The sequence below is a fragment of the Streptomyces aureus genome (assembly GCF_001418135.1).
Classification (GTDB): Bacteria; Actinomycetota; Actinomycetes; order Streptomycetales; family Streptomycetaceae; genus Streptomyces; species Streptomyces aureus_A.
Window position 1 is genome coordinate 1 of record NZ_LIPQ01000160.1, and the last position, 17609, is coordinate 17609.

Here is a 17609-nt window from a genome sequence, read left to right on the forward strand (position 1 = left end):
ACCGACCTGCCCCCGCACCGGATCGCCGACCTCGGAATCGGCCGGATCTTCCAGAACCTGGCCCTGCCGCCCCGCGCCACCGTCGAGGACAGTCTGATGCTCGGCCGCCACCGGCTGACCCGCACCGGCTTCGTCGCCGCCGGGCTCCGTCTCCCCTCCGCCGCCCGGGAGGAGGCGCGGCACCGCGCCCGGGTCCGGGAGGTCGCCGCCTTCGTCGGTCTGGAGCAGCAGCTCGCGCGACCGGCGGGCTCCCTCCCGTACGGACAGCAGAAGCTCGCCGAACTGGCCCGCGCCCTCTGCATGGAGCCGAAGCTGCTGCTCCTCGACGAGCCCGTCGCCGGGATGACCGCCGACGAGCGGCGCCGGACCGCCTCGGTCATCGCCGGGGTCCGCGACAGCCTCGGCATCTCGGTGCTCCTCGTCGAGCACGACATGGGCCTGGTGATGCGGCTCGCCGACTCCGTCACCGTCCTCGACTTCGGCCGCCGGATCGCCGACGGGGCACCCGGCGACGTCCAGAACGACCCGGCGGTCGTCCGCGCCTACCTCGGAGAGGAGTCCGCCGCGTGAGCACGTTCGCCGAGTTCCTGATCAACGGCATCTCACTGGGCTCGATCTACGCCCTCATCGCCCTCGGCTTCGTGGTCATCTTCCGGGCCACCGAGGTCGTCAACTTCGCCCACGCCTCCCTCCTCCTCGCCGGCGGCTACGTCACCGCCGTCCTCCACGACGAGCTCGGCTTCTGGCCCGCCCTGCTCGCCGGCGTCGCGGGCGCGGCGGTGGTCGGCGCGGCCGTCGAGTTCTTCGTGATGCGCCGCCACCGGGGCGCCGACCACAGCGTCCTCGCCATCGTCACGATCGGCGTCGACATCCTCCTCGCCACCGAGCTGACCCGTCGGATCGGCACGGACATCCTGTCCCTCGGCGACCCGTGGGGCGACTCCGTCGTCACCGTCGGCGGGGTCACCGTCGCGGAGACCAGGATCGCCGCGCTGCTCGCCGCGGGCCTCCTCATCACCGCGTTCCTGCTCGCCTTCCGGTACACGTCCTGGGGCGTCGCCATGCGGGCGGCCGCCGAGAACCAGGAGACCGCCGCCCTCATGGGCATCCGGCTCGGCCGGGTCTCGATCGGCGCCTGGGCGGTCGCCGGCGGTCTCGCCGCCGTCGCGGCGCTCTTCCTCACCGTCTTCCCGACCCCGGGTCTTGAGCGGGCCACCTCGCTCGCCGCGCTCAAGGCCTTCCCCGCCGCCATCCTCGGCGGTCTCGACTCCACCACGGGCGCCCTCGTCGGCGGCCTCCTCGTCGGCGTCACCGAGTCCCTCGCCACCGGCTACCAGGGCGACCTGGCGTTCCTCGGCCGGGGGATCGGCGACCTGGCCCCGTATCTCGTCATGGTCGCGGTGCTCCTGATCCGCCCGGCCGGACTCTTCGGCACGAAGGAGCTGGCCCGTGTCTGAGACCCTCGCCCGGAGCGGCCTGCGGGTCGGCAGTCCCGCGGTGTACGGAGGGGCCGCCGCCTGTCTCGTCCTCCTGGTCCTGCCGTTCTACCTGGACCGGTTCTGGCTCCAGGCCGGCCTGTTCGCGATGGCCGCCGCCCTCGGCGCGATCGGCATCAACCTGCTGACCGGCGCCACCGGACAGCTCTCCATGGGGCACGCCTTCTTCCTCGCCGTCGGTGCCTACGGATACTGCGCCTTCGCCGGGGACGGCGCCGACGGGCTCGCCGGACTCGGCCTGCCCGGCTGGCTCGCCGCCGTCCTCGCCGTCGCCCTCTCGGGCCTGGCCGGCGGGGTGTTCAGCCCCATCGCGGGACGGCTGAGGGGCGCGTACCTCGGCATCGCCACCCTCGCGCTGATCTTCATCGGCCAGCACGTCCTCTTCAACGCCCATGACCTCACGGGCGGCTACAACGGCCGCGCGGTCCCGCCGCTCTCCCTCTTCGGGCTCACCTTCGACGACACCGAACTCCTCGTCGCCCAGGTGCCGTTCGGGGCGGTGGAGAAGCTCTGGTACCTCGGTCTGATCCTGCTGCTCGGCGGGGTGCTCTTCGCCCGCGGCGTCCTCCGGGGCCGCCCCGGGCGGGCGATGAACGCCATCCGCGACCACCGGATCGCCGCCGGTGTCATGGGTATCCCGGTCGCCCGCTACCGGGCTGCCGTCTTCGTCCTGTCCTCCATGTACGCGGGTCTCGCCGGCGTCCTGCTCGCCCTGGTCTTCCAGCGCACCGTGCCGGAGTACTTCGGCATGGCGCTCTCCCTCGAATACCTCGCCATGATCGTCATCGGCGGTCTCGGCTCGGTCGCGGGAGCGGTCGCCGGAGGCGTCTTCGTCTCCCTGCTGCCGCAGCTCCTCAACCGCTACAGCGACGCGCTCCCGCTGGTCTCCGCCCCGGGAACGGGCGGCATCGCACCGGGGGAGGCCGCGCGCTACCTGTACGGCGCCGCCGTCGTCGCGGTGGTCCTGTTCCTGCCCGGAGGCCTGGCCCGGCTGGCCGCCCGGAGGCCAGGAAAACCCGGAAGCGGCAAGGGCCCCAAGAACCCCACGCACACCCCGACCACCAACGAACCCTCAGGGGAGGCACGATGAACCACCGACGACAGGCCGTGCGGGGCCTGGCCGCCGCGCTCGCCGCACTGGTCGCCCTCACCGCCGCCGGATGCAGCTCGAAGGCGAAGACAGGCGACGGCAAGCAGACCGGCGCGGGCGGGGTGAAGGCCGGCGAGGGCGTCACCGACAAGACGATCTCGCTCGGCGCGCTGACCGACATGACCGGCGTGTACGCCACCCTCGGCAAGAGCGTCACCCAGGCCCAGCAGCTGTACGTGAAGCAGGTCAACGCCGGCGGCGGGATCTGCGGCCGGCAGCTGGAGCTGACGGTCCGCGACCACGGCTACGACCCGCAGAAGGCGCTCGCCGCCTACACCGAACTGGAGCCGAAGGTCGTCGGCTACACGCAGTTCATCGGCTCGCCGTTCGTCGCCGCCGTCAAGCCCCGGGTGGACGTCAAGGACAAGGGGCTCGTCCTCCCGCAGGCCTGGTCGGCGTCCCTGCTCGGCTCCCCGTACATCCGCGTGCTGGGCGCCACGTACGACGTCGAGACCATCAACGCCGTCGACTTCCTGCTCAAGGAGAAGGGCCTGAAGTCGGGCGACAAGCTCGGCCACGTCTACTTCGAGGGCGACTACGGCGAGAACGCCCTCAAGGGCTCGAAGTACGCGGCGGAGAAGGCGGGCGTGACCGTCGTCGAGCAGAAGATCAAGCCCACCGACAACGACATGTCGGCGCAGGTCGCGGCGCTCAAGCAGGCCGGGGTCAAGGCCATCGTCATCAGCGCCGGCCCCCGCCAGGCCGCCTCCCTCGTCGGAGTCGCCGCCGCCACCGGACTGAAGGTCCCCGTCGTCGGCAACAACTCCGCCTTCGCGCCGCAGCTGCTCGGCACCCAGGCCGGCCCCGCCCTGGAGAAGATGTACTGGTTCGCCTCCCCGAGCCTCCCCATCGGCGCGGACACCCCGACCGCGAAGAAGCTCGTCGCGGACTACAAGGCCGCCTACCCGAGCGACTCCCTCGACAACGGCATCGTCGCCGGCTGGACCGCTGCGAGCGTCTTCGGCGAGGCCCTGAAGAAGGCCTGCGAGAGCAAGGACCTCACCCGCGACGGTGTCGGCAAGGCGCTCCTGACGCTGACGTCCTACGACGCCGGCTTCGGGATGAGCCACAACCTCGGCGATCCCAAGGCCCCGTCGTCGCGGGAGTCCGTCATCATCCAGCCGGACAAGAAGGTCCCCGGCGGCATGCGCACCGTCCGGCCGCCCTTCGTCGCCGACGCCGCGAAGTCCTACACCCCCTGAGGGCTCAGCCGGCTCGGCCCGGGTCCCGGTCCGCGAAGCCCGTCCGCCAGGACGGGTGGACCGGGGCCCAGCCCAGGGCGCGGGCCCGGGCGTTCACCGCGCCCCGGGCCCAGGGCGCCCCGCCCTCGCTCCGCGGCGGGGCCGGGACCCCCAGGGCCGCCGCGAGGACCGGCAGCCAGGTGTGGCCGGGCGCGGGCTCGTCGTCCACCACGTTGTACGCGCCCGGGGGCCACGCGAGAGCCCGTACGGCCGCCTCGGCGGCGTCGGCGACGTGCACGAAGGAGCTCACCGCGTCGTCGGCCGCCGTGCTCCCGAGGAAACGGGCCGCCGGGTCCCCGGCGAGCGCGGCGGCCACGGCGCCGCCCGGGGCGTACCAGGTGCCGGGGCCGTACAGGATCCCGTACCGCAGCACGACCGCCTCGGGGAGCTCGGCCACCGTGTCCTCCAGGGCCCGCACCCCGGCGACGATCCGCGACCGGGGCGCCTCGTCCGTCGGGTCGAGCGGTACGGACTCGTCGGCGGGTCCGTTCCCGGGGGCGTACGCCCAGCTGATCGACTGTGCCACGATCCGGCCGACGCCGGCCCCGCGTGCCGCGTCCACCAGGTGCCGGGTGCCCTCGACCCGTACGCGGTTGTTCGCGGCCCCGTCCGCCCCACCCAGGTCCGTGAGCTGATGGACCACGGCGTCCGGCGCCGCCTCGGCCACCGCACGGCGCACCGCCCCGGCGTCCAGCACGTCCACGGGGTTCGGCCCGCGCCGGGACAGACCCACGACCTCGTGGCCGGCCGCCTCCAGGCGCGGCACGAGCTGACGACCGACGGCGCCCGTGGCGCCCGCTACCAGTACACGCATGGACCCAGCGTAAAAGATCTTCACATGCCGGAAACATCGCGGTGTGAAGCTCGGGCCCATGACTGCACGTATCGAGGAGAACCGCTCCCACCCACGCCTCCCCGACCTGCTGGCCGCCTACCACCTGGTCAACCAGGCCGAGAAGGGGACGGCGGTGGAGGCGGCCGCCCAGCTCCCCGCCGTATACCGCGCCGAGGTCGAGGACCCGGCCGGCGCGTTCGCCGCCGACACGGTCCTGCTCGCCACCCCGCCCGGCGAGGACATCCCGGCCGGCTGCGTCGTCCTCAAGGCCCCTCACGAGGGCCGGGCGCCCGAGATCAAGCGGCTCTGGGTGGCGCCCGAGGCCCGCCGCAAGGGGATCGCGAGGGCCCTCATGACCGAGGCCCTGCGCCGTGCGACGGCCTCCGGCGCCTCCGCCGTACGCCTCACCGTCTGGAACTGGCGGGAGGAACCACTGGCCCTCTACCGCGCCCTGGGCTTCGAGACGGTCGCCTCCTGGGACGAGCGGCCCGACCTCCTGTGCCTGCGGAAGCCGCTGGAGAAGCCACTGGACAAGCCGCTGCAGGAGCCACTGGACAAGCCGCTGCAGGACTCGCTGGAGAGGCCCATGAGCCCCGCCTCCGCCGACCGCATCGAGCGCCTCACCTCCGACGAGGTCCGCGCCCACGCCTCCGCCGGTCTCGCCGCTCTCCTCGTCGACGCCGTGGACTCCGGCGCATCCGTCGGTTTCCTGGCGCCCCTGGCGGCACCCGACGCGGCCGCCTGGTGGGCGCGCGTCGCCGAGGAGGCAGCCGAGGGCGTGCGGGACGTCTGGGCGGCCCACGGCCCCGACGGGAGCCTCACCGGCGTCGTCACCCTCGTCCGCGGGGGCCCGGCCAACGGCAGGCACCGCGGCGAGATCGCCCGCCTCCTGGTGCACCGCTCGGCCCGGGGCAGAGGCCTCGGGTACCGGCTGCTCGCCACGGCCGAGGCCCACGCCGCCGCCATCGGCCTCGCCCTGCTCGTCCTGGACACCCAGACCGACAGCCCGGCCGAGCGCCTCTACCGGGGCGCGGGCTGGACGGCCGCCGGCACGATCCCGGACTTCGCCGCCGACCCGGCGGGCGTCCTGCGCGCGACCACGCTCTACTACAAGCGCCTCGGCTAGGCCGGGGGAAACGGAAAGGCCCCGGAGGCGATATCGCCTCCGGGGCCCTTCTCGTCCATGCGCTGCGTGCGCTACGGCAGCTGCGCCGCCCGCGCCTCCCGGCTCTCACGCCGGTTGCCGCGGAAGGTGTTCACTCGACGGGCCGTCGCGAAGAGGGGGATCACGGCGCCCATCACGACCTGGAGCGCGCACCCGGTCTGGAGCAGGAACTGTCCGCCCGGAGCGTCGAAGGCCCAGGCCGCCAGCATGCCCATCGCACCGACGATCCAGCTGAGCATCGCCACCGCGAGGATGCCCCGCGGCTTGGGGTACTCGACCCGGCTCACCATCAGCCAGGCGACCCCGATGATTGCGAGCAGCGTCGGGATGAACGGCAGCTCCAGGAGCACGATCGAGACCACCGTCAGCGCGCCGAAGGGGCTCGGCATGCCCTGGAACATGCCGTCCTTCATGGTCACGCAGGAGAATCTCGCAAGCCGCAGCACCACCGCGAGCAGCACCACGATCGCGGCCACCGCCGAGACCTTCTGCTGCGCGCCGGGCGTGACCATGCCGTACACGAGTACGAAGTAGGCCGGGGCCAGACCGAAGCTGATCAGGTCCGAGAGGTTGTCGAGCTCGGCGCCCATCGGGGAGGAGCGCAGCTTGCGCGCCACGATGCCGTCGAACAGGTCGAAGATCGCTGCGGCCAGCATCAGGATGACGGCGGTGGCGGCGCTGTTGCGCGCCATGCCGGTCTCCGTGCTGCCCGTGAGGTGCGGGATGAGGATGCCCGTGGTGGTGAAGTACACCGCCATGAATCCGCACGTGGCGTTACCGAGCGTGAGGGCGTCCGCTATGGACAGCCTCAACGACAGCGGCATCTCCTCGGCCTCTTCGGCCCCTTCCGTATCGGTGCCGGCGACCCAGTCGGCGGCCCGTGTGTCGGGATCAATCACGGTCAATGCGAGTCACCCCCGCTGTGGTGGCCTGGCCGACCTCGACGGCGACCTCGACACCCTCGGGGAGGTAGATGTCGACGCGCGAGCCGAAGCGGATCAGACCGATGCGGTCACCCTGCTCGACCTTGGTCCCCTGCGGGATGTACGGCACGATGCGCCGGGCGACGGCGCCCGCGATCTGCACCATCTCGATGTCGCCGAGTTCGGTGTCGAAGTGCCAGACAACGCGCTCGTTGTTCTCGCTCTCCTTGTTGAACGCCGGGACGAACCCGCCGGGAACGTGCTCCACGGACGTCACGGTGCCGGCCAGCGGCGCGCGGTTGACGTGGACGTTCAGCGGGCTCATGAAGATGGCGACCCGGGTACGCCCGTCCTTCCACGGCATGATGCTCTGCACCACACCGTCGGCGGGGGAGATGACCCGGCCCTGAGCGATCTCACGCTCGGGGTCGCGGAAGAACCACAGCATGCCGGCCGCGAGCGCGGTGGTCGGCACGGCGATGGCCGCGGCCCGCCTCGACTTGCGCGCGCGCACGAGGCTGAGCGCCGCGGTGGCGACGGTCGGCAGAAGCCACGGCGATGCTCCGCGCGCAATGCGTACGCCCGTGAGGCTGTCGCGGTGTGCAGAGGTTTGGCTGTGGGGCATGGATGACCTTCGTAGCGGATGATGCCGCACTGGCAACGGGGGACGGCGGCTTTCCCTCGATGCTATCGGTTGCGGGGCGCAACTGGGTAAGCCAGGAACCGAGTCGACGGCCGGAAGACGAACACAGGGTGTGATCTTCTTCGCGGCCGAAACGACTCAAAACCGACAATCAACCCTGGAATCGGTACTCCTCGAGCAGCCGACGACCAATGATCATTTTCTGGATCTCGGCGGTACCTTCACCGATGAGCAGCATCGGCGCCTCACGGTAGAGACGCTCGATCTCGTACTCCTTGGAGAACCCGTAGCCGCCGTGGATGCGGAAGGCATCCTCGACGACCTCCTTGCAGTATTCGGAGGCGAGGTACTTCGCCATCCCTGCTTCGAGGTCGTTTCGTTCCCCGGAGTCCTTTTTGCGTGCTGCATTCACCATCATCGCATGAGCGGCCTCGACCTTGGTAGCCATCTCGGCCAGCTTGAACTGGATCGCCTGGTGCTGAGCGATCGCCTTGCCGAAAGTGTGACGCTGCTGGGCATACGAGACACCGAGCTCGAAGGCACGCTGAGCGACGCCGCAGCCACGGGCCGCCACGTTCACGCGGCCGACCTCGACGCCGTCCATCATTTGGTAAAACCCTCGGCCGGTGACCCCGCCGAGGACCCGATTGGCCGGAATGCGCAGTCCGTCCATGATGAGTTCGGTGGTGTCGACGCCCTTGTAACCCATCTTGTCGATCTTCCCGGGGATGGTGAGGCCGGGGCGGACCTCTCCGAAGCCGGGCTCCTTCTCGACGAGGAAGGTCGTCATCGACTTGTGGGGGGCGGTGCCCTCCGGGTGTCCTTCGTCACTTCGGACGAGAACGGCGACCAGCGTTGACGTTCCGCCATTGGTCAGCCACATCTTCTGGCCGTTCAGGACGTACTCGTCGCCGTCCTTGACCGCCTTCGACGTGATCGCCGACACGTCCGAGCCGAGGCCCGGCTCCGACATCGAGAACGCGCCACGCGTCTCGCCGGCCGCCATCCGCGGAAGGAAGTAGTCCTTCTGCTCCTGGGTGCCGTGCTGCTTCAGCATGTACGCGACGATGAAGTGCGTGTTGATGATGCCGGAGACCGACATCCAGCCACGCGCGATCTCCTCCACGCACAGCGCGTAGGTGAGGAGCGACTCACCCAGACCCCCGTACTCCTCGGGGATCATCAGACCGAAGAGGCCGAGCTCCTTGAGCCCGTCGACGATCTGCTGGGGGTACTCGTCGCGGTGCTCCAGCTCGGTGGCGACCGGGATGATCTCCTTGTCGACGAACTCCCGGACGGTCTTGAGGATCTCCTGCTGGACGTCCGTGAGCCCGGCGGTCTGGGCGAGTCGGGCCATGGCTACTTCTCCGTCTTCTTGGCGGGCTCGATCAGCTCGGGGCGGCCGGGCTGCTCGCCGCCGCGCTCCTTGATGTACGTCTCGGTGGGGACCATCACCTTGCGGCGGAAGACACACACGAGGGTGCCGTCCTGCTTGTAGCCCTTGGTCTCGACGTAGACGATGCCGCGGTCGTTCTTCGACTTCGACGGGGTCTTGTCCAGGACCGTGGTCTCGCCGTAGATCGTGTCGCCGTGGAAGGTCGGCGCCACGTGCCGCAGCGACTCGATCTCCAGGTTGGCGATGGCCTTGCCGGAGACGTCCGGCACGGACATGCCGAGCAGCAGCGAGTAGATGTAGTTGCCGACGACGACGTTCTTGCCGAAATCCGTCGTGTTCTCGGCGTAGTTCACATCCATGTGCAGCGGATGGTGGTTCATCGTCAGCAGACAGAAGAGGTGGTCGTCGTACTCGGTGACCGTCTTTCCGGGCCAGTGCTTGTAGACGGCACCGACTTCGAACTCTTCGTAGGTACGGCCGAACTGCATCGGACTCAGGCCTCCGGGATCTCGAACTTGCTGGTGCGCTGCATGCCGGCGGCACGGCCCTTGCCGGAGATGACCAGGGCCATCTTGCGGGAGGCCTCGTCGATCATCTCGTCGCCGAGCATCGCGGAGCCCTTCTTCCCGCCGGCCTCGGAGGTGTAGTAGTCGTACGCGTCGAGGATCAGCTCGGCGTGGTCGTAGTCCTCCTGCGAGGGCGAGAAGATCTCGTTCGCGGCGGCGACCTGGTCCGGATGCAGCACCCACTTGCCGTCGAAACCGAGGGCGGCGGCGCGCTGCGCGACGGCCTTGTAGCCCTCCTGGTTGCGGATCTGGAGGTACGGGCCGTCGATCGCCTGCAGGTTGTTCGCGCGGGCGGCCATCAGGATGCTCATCAGGATGTGGTGGTACGCGTCCGCCGGGTAGCCGGGCGGCTGCTCGCCCACGACCAGCGACTTCATGTTGATGGAGGCCATGAAGTCGGCCGGGCCGAAGATGATCGTCTCGACACGCTGGGAGGCCTGCGCGATCGCGTTGACGTTGGTCAGGCCCTGGGCGTTCTCGATCTGCGCCTCGATGCCGATCTTGCCGACCTCGAAGCCCATGGTCTTCTCGATCTGGGTCAGCAGGAGGTCGAGCGCGACGATCTGCTGGGCGTCCTGGACCTTCGGCAGCATGATGCAGTCGAGGTTCTGGCCGGCGCCCTCGACGACGGTGACGACGTCACGGTACGTCCAGTGGGTCGTCCAGTCGTTGACGCGGACGACACGGGTCTTGCCGGTCCAGTCGCCCTCGTTCAGGAACTTCACGATGGTGTGCCGGGCCTCGGGCTTGGCCAGCGGGGCGCACGCGTCCTCCAGGTCGAGGAAGACCTGGTCGGCGGCGAGGCCCTGGGCCTTCTCCAGGAAGCGCGGGTTGGAACCGGGGACCGCCAGGCAGGAGCGGCGCGGACGCAGGCGGTTCACGGGGCTGGTCATGCGGGGACCTCCGTACTTTCAAGGGGGTGGAGCTTGTTCGCTGTCCGGATCTCGTCGACGATACGTCCGATGATCTCCGTGATACCGAAGTCCTTCGGTGTGAAGACGGCGGCCACACCCGCACGCTTCAGTTCTGCGGCGTCGGCGTTCGGGATGATCCCGCCGACGATGACCGGCACGTCGGCCGCGCCCGCCTCGCGGAGGCGGTCGAGGACGTCCGGGACCAGCTCGGCGTGCGAGCCGGAGAGGATCGACAGACCCACGCAGTGCACGTCCTCCGCGAGGGCCGCGCTCACGATCTGCTCGGGCGTCAGCCGGATGCCCTGGTAGACCACCTCGAAACCGGCGTCACGCGCGCGTACGGCGATCTGCTCGGCCCCGTTGGAGTGCCCGTCCAGGCCCGGCTTGCCGACGAGCAGCCGCAGCCGTCCGACGCCCATCTCCTCGGCGGTCCGCGCCACCTTGTCCCGTACGAGGGCCAGCGGCGTGCCCGCCTCGGCCGTCACCGCGACCGGCGCCGAGGACACGCCCGTCGGGGCGCGGAACTCGCCGAAGACGTCCCGCAGCGCCCAGGACCACTCCCCGGTCGTGACGCCCGCACGCGCGCACTCCAGGGTGGCGGCGAAGAGGTTGCCGTCACCGGCAGCCGTCGCCTTCAGCGTCGCCAGGGAATCCTGGGCGCGGGTCTCGTCGCGGTTGTCGCGCCACTCGTGGAGGGCCGCGACAACCCGCGCCTCGTTCGCCGGGTCCACCGTCATGATCGCGGTGTCCAGGTCGGCGGTGAGGGGGTTCTCCTCGGTAGCCTGGAAGATGTTGACACCGATGATCTTCTCGTCGCCGGCCTCGATCCGGGCGCGCCGCTCGGCGTGCGAGGAGACGAGCTGCGACTTGAGGTAGCCGGACTCGACGGCGGCCATCGCGCCGCCCATCTCCTGGATCCGCCCGATCTCGGCCAGGCACTCCTCGACGAGCGAGTCGACCTTGGCCTCGATGACGTGCGAGCCGGCGAAGATGTCCTCGTACTCCAGGAGGTCGGACTCGTGGGCGAGGACCTGCTGGATGCGGAGCGACCACTGCTGGTCCCACGGCCGGGGCAGGCCGAGCGCCTCGTTCCAGGCGGGCAGCTGCACGGCGCGCGCGCGGGCGTCCTTGGAGAGGGTGACGGCCAGCATCTCCAGGACGATCCGCTGGACGTTGTTCTCCGGCTGGGCCTCGGTCAGACCGAGCGAGTTGACCTGCACGCCGTAGCGGAACCGGCGCTGCTTCTCGTTCTCGATGCCGTACCGCTCGCGGGTGATCTTGTCCCAGATGCGGCCGAAGGCGCGCATCTTGCACATCTCCTCGATGAAGCGGACGCCCGCGTTCACGAAGAAGGAGATCCGGGCCACGACCTCGCCCTTGCGGTCCTCCGGGACCTGGCCCGACGCGAACACCGCGTCGAGCACGGCGATCGCGGTGGACATCGCGTACGAGATCTCCTGGACCGGAGTGGCCCCGGCCTCCTGCAGGTGGTAACTGCAGATGTTGATCGGGTTCCACTTCGGGATGTTGTTCACCGTGTAGGTGATCATGTCCGTCGTGAGGCGGAGGGAGGGGCCGGGCGGGAAGACGTGCGTCCCGCGCGACAGGTACTCCTTCACGATGTCGTTCTGGGTGGTGCCCTGGAGCCGGGTGACGTCCGCGCCCTGCTCCTCCGCGACCACCTGGTAGAGCGCCAGGAGCCACATCGCCGTGGCGTTGATGGTCATCGAGGTGTTCATCTGGTCCAGGGGGATGTCCTGGAACAGCCGCCGCATGTCACCGAGGTGCGAGACGGGGACGCCGACCCGGCCGACCTCGCCGCGGGCGAGGATGTGGTCGGGGTCGTAGCCCGTCTGCGTCGGCAGGTCGAACGCGACCGAGAGGCCGGTCTGACCCTTGGCGAGGTTGCGCCGGTACAGCTCGTTGGACGCCTCGGCGGTCGAGTGACCGGCGTACGTCCGCATGAGCCACGGCCGGTCCTTCTGGCGCTCAGTCATCTATGGTCCCGGGCTCAGATGTTGCGGAAGCGGTTGATGGCGTCGATGTGCTGGGCGCGCAGCTCCGGGTTGCGGACGCCGAGGCCCTCCTCGGGCGCGAGCGCCAGGACGCCGACCTTGCCCTGGTGCAGGTTGCGGTGGACGTCGTAGGCGGCCTGGCCGGTCTCCTCCAGGGAGTAGACCTTCGACAGGGTGGGGTGGATCTTGCCCTTGGCGACCAGACGGTTGGCCTCCCACGCCTCGCGGTAGTTGGCGAAGTGCGAGCCGATGATGCGCTTGAGCGACATCCACAGGTAGCGGTTGTCGTACTCGTGCATGTAGCCCGAGGTGGAGGCGCAGGTGGTGATGGTGCCGCCCTTGCGGGTGACGTACACGGAGGCGCCGAAGGTCTCGCGGCCCGGGTGCTCGAAGACGATGTCGATGTCCTCGCCGCCGGTGAGCTCGCGGATGCGCTTGCCGAAGCGCTTCCACTCCTTGGGGTCCTGGGTGTGCTCGTCCTTCCAGAACTTGTAGCCCTCGGCGTTGCGGTCGATGACCGCCTCGGCGCCCATCGCCCGGCAGATGTCGGCCTTCTCGGGGGAGGAGACGACACAGATCGGGTTGGCGCCGCCGGCCAGGGCGAACTGCGTGGCGTACGAGCCGAGTCCACCGCTCGCGCCCCAGATGAGGACGTTGTCGCCCTGCTTCATGCCGGCGCCGTTGCGGGAGACCAGCTGGCGGTACGCGGTGGAGTTGACGAGGCCCGGGGACGCCGCCTCCTCCCAGCTCAGGTGGTCGGGCTTCGGCATCAGCTGGTTCGACTTGACCAGCGCGATCTCCGCCAGGCCGCCGAAGTTGGTCTCGAAGCCCCAGATGCGCTGCTCGGGGTCGAGCATCGTGTCGTTGTGGCCGTCCGAGGACTCCAGCTCGACCGAGAGGCAGTGCGCGACGACCTCGTCACCGGGCTTCCAGGAGTTCACTCCCGGGCCGGTGCGGAGCACGACGCCCGCGAGGTCCGAGCCGATGATGTGGTACGGCAGGTCGTGGCGCTTGCTGAGGTCGCTGAGCCGGCCGTAGCGCTCCAGGAAGCCGAAGGTCGAGACGGGCTCGAAGATCGAGGTCCAGACCGAGTTGTAGTTCACGGAGCTGGCCATGACGGCGACCAGGGCCTCGCCCGGGCCGAGCTCGGGCAGCGGCACGTCGTCGAGGTGCAGCGACTTGCGCGGGTCCTTGTCGCGGCTGGCGAGCCCGGCGAACATCTCCGTCTCGTCCTTGTGGACGGTGACGGCGCGGTACGACTCGGGGAGCGGGATGTTCGCGAAGTCGGCGGACGTGGAGTCCGAGGACTGGATCGCGTCCAGGATGTCCTTCACGGGGTTGCCTCCGGCGGTGCGGCGTCCTGAGGGAGACGCGCTGAGGGTTACGTCTGGGCTGCTGCTGTGGAGGTGTGCCGTCGGTTCGGCGGGGTGGTGCGGGCTGCGCCGGTGGGCGCGGTGGGTGCCTGTGACGCAGGCGTCCGGGCGCACAATCACGATCGCTTGTGGGGACAGCCGGCGCACGAGGAGACCTCTGCGCGCCGACCGCCCGGACACCATCAACGTATGGCACGCCGTGTCACGTGACAAGGCACTGCGTGCCAACAATTTCACTCATATGCAATCTGCCGGTCACATGTGAGCGATGATCGATCGAATCGCAGGTCAAAAGGGGCGAAGGCCACCCCGAAGAGGGGCGGCCTTCGCCGTGAGAAGTGGGGGACGAGGCGCGGAGGCTGTTCCCGCCGGGGCGTCGTCAGCTCTTCGTGAGCGCCTGCTGGATCGTGCGCATGACCTCGTCGAGCGGCGCGTCCGTCCGGGCCACGGCGACCACCACGTCACCCGTGGTGGAGGCCCGGACGGCCGGGGCCGGCTCGGTGGTCCCCGGGGAGGACGAGGAAGGGGCCGGGCGGCCCGCGCCTATGCCCGAGCCGAAGGTCTCCCGGACGATCGCGAAGGCGTGGTCCAGCTGGCTCTCCACATCGCCCTGCCCGCCCGCCCGCAGCCAGCGGCGCAGGACGTGGTTGTGGGCCGTGACGACCGCAGAGGCCGCCACCTCGGCGAGCAGCGGGTCGTCGTTCCCGTCGTGGTGGTCGCGCTCGTCGAAGTGCCCGAGCAGATAGCGGGTGAAAAGCCGCTCGTAGCGGGCCACCGAGGCGATCTCCCGCTCCCGCAGGGTCGGCACCTCGCGCGTGAGCCGGTAGCGCTCCACGGAGACCGCGGGGGAGCCCGCGTACATCTTCATGACTTCCTTGATGCCCCGGCACACCGTGTCGAGCGGGTGCTCGTGCGGCGGGGCCGCGTTCAGCACCGCCTCCGCCCGCACCAGGGTGTCGTCGTGATCCGGGAAGATCGCCTCTTCCTTGGAGCGGAAGTGCCGGAAGAACGTCCGCCTGGCGACCCCGGCCCGGGCGGCGATCTCGTCGACCGTCGTGGCCTCGTACCCCTTGCTCGCGAAGAGCTCCATCGCGGCCGTGGCGAGCTCCCGGCGCATCTTGAGCCGCTGAGCGGCGGCACGAGTGCCCGCCGCGCTCTCCGGAGCGTCGGACGGGGAGGTGGCACGGGGTGTCTTCGCGGCCTTGGGCATGGTCCGAACGTACTGCATCGGACGGGGAGTGTGCCCAGGTGGGGGCGGGGAGCCCCCCGGGACACCGACGGTGCCCGGAGGGCTCAGCAGGCCACCCCAGCCGGCCGCTCCCGGCTCAGCGTCGGGCATATTCGCGGAAGCCGCGCCCCGTCTTGCGACCCAGGCAGCCCGCCGCCACCAGGTGCTCCAGGAGCGGGGCCGGGGCCAGGCCCGGGTCCCGGAACTCACGGTGCAGCACCTGCTCGATCGCGAGCGACACGTCCAGACCGACCACGTCGAGCAGCTCGAACGGGCCCATCGGGTAGCCGCCGCCCAGCTTCATCGCCGCGTCGATGTCGTCCAGGGTCGCGTAGTGCTCCTGGACCATCTTGATCGCGTTGTTCAGGTACGGGAAGAGCAGCGCGTTCACGATGAAACCGGCCCGGTCGCCGCAGTCCACCGGGTGCTTGCGGATCTTCGTGGTGACCTCGCGGACGGTCGCGTGCACGTCGTCGCCGGTCAGCACCGTGCGGACGATCTCGACGAGCTTCATGGCCGGCGCCGGGTTGAAGAAGTGCATCCCGATGACGTCCTGCGGGCGCGAGGTGGCACGGGCACAGGCCACGACCGGCAGGGAGGAGGTCGTGGTGGCCAGCACCGCGCCCGGCTTGCAGATCTTGTCGAGCCGCGCGAACAGCTCCTGCTTGATCTCCAGGTCCTCGGCGACCGCCTCCAGGGCCAGGTCGACGTCGGCGAAGGCGTCCAGCGTGCCGGCCGGGGTGATCAGGGCCAGCGTCGCGTCGCGCGCCTCGCCCGTCATCCGTCCCTTGTCGACCGAGCGGGCCAGCGACTTGGCGATCCGGGCCTTCGCCGTGTCCGCCTTCTCCTGGGAGCGGGCGGCGAGGACGACCTGGTACCCGGCCTTCGCGAAGACCTCGGCGATGCCGGAGGCCATGGTGCCCGAGCCGGCGACGCCGACCGAGCGGACCTCACGGCCACCGGCCGCCTCCGCGGAGCCCAGCGGGGTCAGCGCGTCCCGCACGACCTCGCCGGAGCCCGGAGCCTCGTACGTGTAGAAGCCGCGGCCCGACTTGCGGCCGGTCAGACCCGCCTCGCTGAGCTGCTTGAGGATCGGGGCCGGGGCGTGCAGCCGGTCGTGGGAGTCCGCGTACATGGCCTCGAGGACCGTACGGGCCGTGTCGACTCCGATCAGGTCGAGCAGCGCCAGCGGGCCCATCGGCAGACCGCAGCCCAGCTTCATCGCCGCGTCGATGTCCTCGCGGGAGGCGTACTTGGCCTCGTACATGGCGGCGGCCTGGTTCAGATAGCCGAAGAGCAGCCCGTCCGCGATGAAACCGGCCCGGTCGCCGACCGCCACCGGCTCCTTGCCCAGGTCGAGGGCGAGCTGCGTGACGGCGTCGACGGCCCGCGGGTCGGTCAGCACGGAGGAGACCACCTCGACCAGCTTCATGGCCTGGACCGGGGTGAAGAAGTGCAGGCCGAGGACCCGCTCGGGGTGCGCCGAGTCGGCGGCGAGCCGGGTGACGGACAGCGCGTTCGTGCCGGTGGCGACGATCGTGCCGGGCCCCACGATGCCGTCGAGGGCCCGGAACACCTCCTGCTTCGCCTCGTACGACTCGGGCACGACCTCGATGACGAGGTCGGCCCCGGCGGCCGCCTGGAGGTCGGAGAAGGTACGGAAGCGGGCCAGGACGTCCTGCCGCTCCTCCTCGGTGATCCGCTCGCGGGCCACCGCACGGGCGGTGGAGGCCTCCAGGGCGGCGACGGCCTGGGCGGCGGCGGTGTCGCTGATGTCGATGCCGATGACCTCGCGGCCGGCGCGGACGAGGACATCGGCGATACCGGTGCCCATGGTGCCGAGACCGACGACGGCGATGGTGGAGAGAGGGGTGTCCATCAGGGGACTCCTGAGAGGAAGAGTGACGACTGAGGGCAGTGCGCGCACGAAAGGGCGCGGGAAAGAGCGAGGGCTCTGCCCGGAGAAAGGGCGATGCCCTGGAGGAAAAGGGGCGACGGACTCTGTCCCGGAGTCACGTCGAAACTGCCGAACCGACAAACACCCACAACGGCTGCGTCACCAGGCCGTTGTGAGAAGCGCGGGGGGTGCCCCGCTCACCCGAGACTAACCGGCGGGTAACGAGCGCGCCAGTCCCGGGAAGTTGAGGAAAATGTGATCTGGATCGCGGATAGGCTCGGATTCATGGAATACGCCGAGGATCCGGAATTCTGCTCGATGATCGATCGATTGCGGGACGAGATCGAGAATGCCTCCGGAACCGTCCCGGAGGCATTCGAACAGCTCGCGGAAACCACCGATCCCGAGGAACTGCACCGCGTCCTCACCGCCCCGGGGCAGCCTCTCTGGGCCCGGGAGATCGCCGCCTACGCCCTCGGCGTCACGGGTGACCCACGCGCCTTCGAGGCCCTGGTGCTCCTCCTCAACCACCGCGACCCGGAGCGCTGCGTCACCGCCGCCCACGCCCTGACCCTGCTCGGCGACCCCCGTACCGCCCGCGCGGCCGCCGCCCTCGCCACCAACGAGCTCCGCGTCGCCTACGCCCTGCTGCCGATCCGGCTGCTCGCCGCCCTCCGCGCCCCCGAGTCCGTTCCGGCGCTGATCACCGTCCTCGAACGGCGCCTGCCCGCCGACGACCCCCACTGGCGGGTCGGCCTCGCCTGTGG

Annotated in this window: 16 protein-coding genes; 6 read left to right on the top strand and 10 right to left on the bottom strand. The window is 70.3% G+C overall.

The genetic code is table 11. The annotated features are described in order from the left end of the window. The 4 genes from AOK00_RS15180 to AOK00_RS15195 form a co-directional block, all read left to right on the top strand. Window positions 1-570: ABC transporter ATP-binding protein (locus AOK00_RS15180; protein WP_159041770.1), on the top strand; the 570-nt coding region annotated here is incomplete at its 5' end. Continuing rightward, the gene (locus tag AOK00_RS15185; protein ID WP_055600844.1) at window positions 567-1457 is read left to right on the top strand and encodes a branched-chain amino acid ABC transporter permease; all 891 of its coding nucleotides are present in this window, start codon (window positions 567-569) and stop codon (window positions 1455-1457) included. The genes AOK00_RS15180 and AOK00_RS15185, both read left to right, overlap by 4 nt. Then, window positions 1450-2586, top strand: a complete 1137-nt coding sequence (locus tag AOK00_RS15190; protein ID WP_055600845.1) for a branched-chain amino acid ABC transporter permease — start codon at window positions 1450-1452, stop codon at window positions 2584-2586. The genes AOK00_RS15185 and AOK00_RS15190 overlap by 8 nt, the downstream gene beginning before the upstream one ends. Further along, a complete protein-coding gene (locus AOK00_RS15195; RefSeq protein WP_055600846.1) occupies window positions 2583-3848 on the top strand; it encodes an ABC transporter substrate-binding protein in 1266 nt (421 codons plus the stop codon). Before AOK00_RS15190 ends, AOK00_RS15195 begins: the two co-directional genes overlap by 4 nt. Window positions 3849-3852: 4 nt before the next feature. On the opposite strand, the gene AOK00_RS15200 is transcribed toward AOK00_RS15195, so the two are convergent. Further along, window positions 3853-4701, bottom strand: coding sequence for an NAD-dependent epimerase/dehydratase family protein (locus AOK00_RS15200; protein ID WP_055600847.1), 849 nt, complete (start codon window positions 4699-4701; stop codon window positions 3853-3855). A 58-nt stretch (window positions 4702-4759) separates the two neighbouring features. Between AOK00_RS15200 and AOK00_RS41410 the strand changes: the two genes are divergently transcribed. Further along, window positions 4760-5848 carry a GNAT family N-acetyltransferase gene (locus AOK00_RS41410; RefSeq protein ID WP_079042017.1) on the top strand — a complete coding sequence of 363 codons (1089 nt, stop codon included), beginning with the start codon at window positions 4760-4762 and terminating at the stop codon, window positions 5846-5848. Between the two features lie 71 nt (window positions 5849-5919). Here AOK00_RS41410 and pssA read toward each other — a convergent pair whose 3' ends face one another. The 9 genes from pssA to AOK00_RS15250 all read right to left on the bottom strand — a co-directional run bounded on the left by pssA (window position 5920) and on the right by AOK00_RS15250 (window position 16824). Continuing rightward, window positions 5920-6786 carry a CDP-diacylglycerol--serine O-phosphatidyltransferase gene (gene pssA, locus AOK00_RS15210; RefSeq protein WP_079042016.1) on the bottom strand — a complete coding sequence of 289 codons (867 nt, stop codon included), beginning with the start codon at window positions 6784-6786 and terminating at the stop codon, window positions 5920-5922. Further along, entirely contained in the window at window positions 6779-7435 is a 657-nt protein-coding gene (locus tag AOK00_RS15215; RefSeq protein WP_015037483.1) for a phosphatidylserine decarboxylase, read from the bottom strand. Before AOK00_RS15215 ends, pssA begins: the two co-directional genes overlap by 8 nt. Before the next feature lie 169 nt (window positions 7436-7604). Continuing rightward, window positions 7605-8810, bottom strand: coding sequence for an acyl-CoA dehydrogenase family protein (locus tag AOK00_RS15220; protein WP_015037484.1), 1206 nt, complete (start codon window positions 8808-8810; stop codon window positions 7605-7607). A gap of 2 nt (window positions 8811-8812) precedes the next feature. After that, window positions 8813-9337, bottom strand: a complete 525-nt coding sequence (locus tag AOK00_RS15225; protein ID WP_030320137.1) for a MaoC family dehydratase — start codon at window positions 9335-9337, stop codon at window positions 8813-8815. Between the two features lie 5 nt (window positions 9338-9342). After that, window positions 9343-10308, bottom strand: a complete 966-nt coding sequence (locus AOK00_RS15230; RefSeq protein WP_015037486.1) for an HpcH/HpaI aldolase/citrate lyase family protein — start codon at window positions 10306-10308, stop codon at window positions 9343-9345. Further along, the gene (locus tag AOK00_RS15235; protein ID WP_055600848.1) at window positions 10305-12326 is read right to left on the bottom strand and encodes a protein meaA; all 2022 of its coding nucleotides are present in this window, start codon (window positions 12324-12326) and stop codon (window positions 10305-10307) included. The genes AOK00_RS15230 and AOK00_RS15235 overlap by 4 nt, the downstream gene beginning before the upstream one ends. Window positions 12327-12340: 14 nt before the next feature. Beyond that, window positions 12341-13678, bottom strand: a complete 1338-nt coding sequence (ccrA, locus tag AOK00_RS15240) for a crotonyl-CoA carboxylase/reductase (RefSeq protein ID WP_055600849.1) — start codon at window positions 13676-13678, stop codon at window positions 12341-12343. A gap of 418 nt (window positions 13679-14096) precedes the next feature. Further along, complete coding sequence (locus tag AOK00_RS15245; protein ID WP_030320147.1) at window positions 14097-14927, bottom strand: TetR family transcriptional regulator; 831 nt, start codon at window positions 14925-14927, stop codon at window positions 14097-14099. A 115-nt stretch (window positions 14928-15042) separates the two neighbouring features. After that, the gene (locus AOK00_RS15250; RefSeq protein ID WP_055600850.1) at window positions 15043-16824 is read right to left on the bottom strand and encodes a 3-hydroxyacyl-CoA dehydrogenase family protein; all 1782 of its coding nucleotides are present in this window, start codon (window positions 16822-16824) and stop codon (window positions 15043-15045) included. 303 nt (window positions 16825-17127) lie between these two features. Here AOK00_RS15250 and AOK00_RS15255 point away from each other — a divergent pair. Then, the coding region (locus AOK00_RS15255) for a HEAT repeat domain-containing protein (protein ID WP_055600851.1) at window positions 17128-17609 on the top strand (482 nt) is incomplete at its 3' end.

What these genes read in the sequence shown, in the direction of transcription:
- AOK00_RS15195 (WP_055600846.1), top strand. Translation starts at nt 2,583, where the DNA reads ATGAACCACCGACGACAGGCCGTGCGGGGCCTGGCCGCCGCGCTCGCC.
- AOK00_RS15200 (WP_055600847.1), bottom strand. Translation starts at nt 4,701, where the DNA reads ATGCGTGTACTGGTAGCGGGCGCCACGGGCGCCGTCGGTCGTCAGCTC.
- AOK00_RS41410 (WP_079042017.1), top strand. Translation starts at nt 4,760, where the DNA reads ATGACTGCACGTATCGAGGAGAACCGCTCCCACCCACGCCTCCCCGAC.
- AOK00_RS15215 (WP_015037483.1), bottom strand. Translation starts at nt 7,435, where the DNA reads ATGCCCCACAGCCAAACCTCTGCACACCGCGACAGCCTCACGGGCGTA.
- AOK00_RS15220 (WP_015037484.1), bottom strand. Translation starts at nt 8,810, where the DNA reads ATGGCCCGACTCGCCCAGACCGCCGGGCTCACGGACGTCCAGCAGGAG.
- AOK00_RS15225 (WP_030320137.1), bottom strand. Translation starts at nt 9,337, where the DNA reads ATGCAGTTCGGCCGTACCTACGAAGAGTTCGAAGTCGGTGCCGTCTAC.
- AOK00_RS15230 (WP_015037486.1), bottom strand. Translation starts at nt 10,308, where the DNA reads ATGACCAGCCCCGTGAACCGCCTGCGTCCGCGCCGCTCCTGCCTGGCG.
- AOK00_RS15235 (WP_055600848.1), bottom strand. Translation starts at nt 12,326, where the DNA reads ATGACTGAGCGCCAGAAGGACCGGCCGTGGCTCATGCGGACGTACGCC.
- AOK00_RS15245 (WP_030320147.1), bottom strand. Translation starts at nt 14,927, where the DNA reads ATGCCCAAGGCCGCGAAGACACCCCGTGCCACCTCCCCGTCCGACGCT.
- AOK00_RS15250 (WP_055600850.1), bottom strand. Translation starts at nt 16,824, where the DNA reads ATGGACACCCCTCTCTCCACCATCGCCGTCGTCGGTCTCGGCACCATG.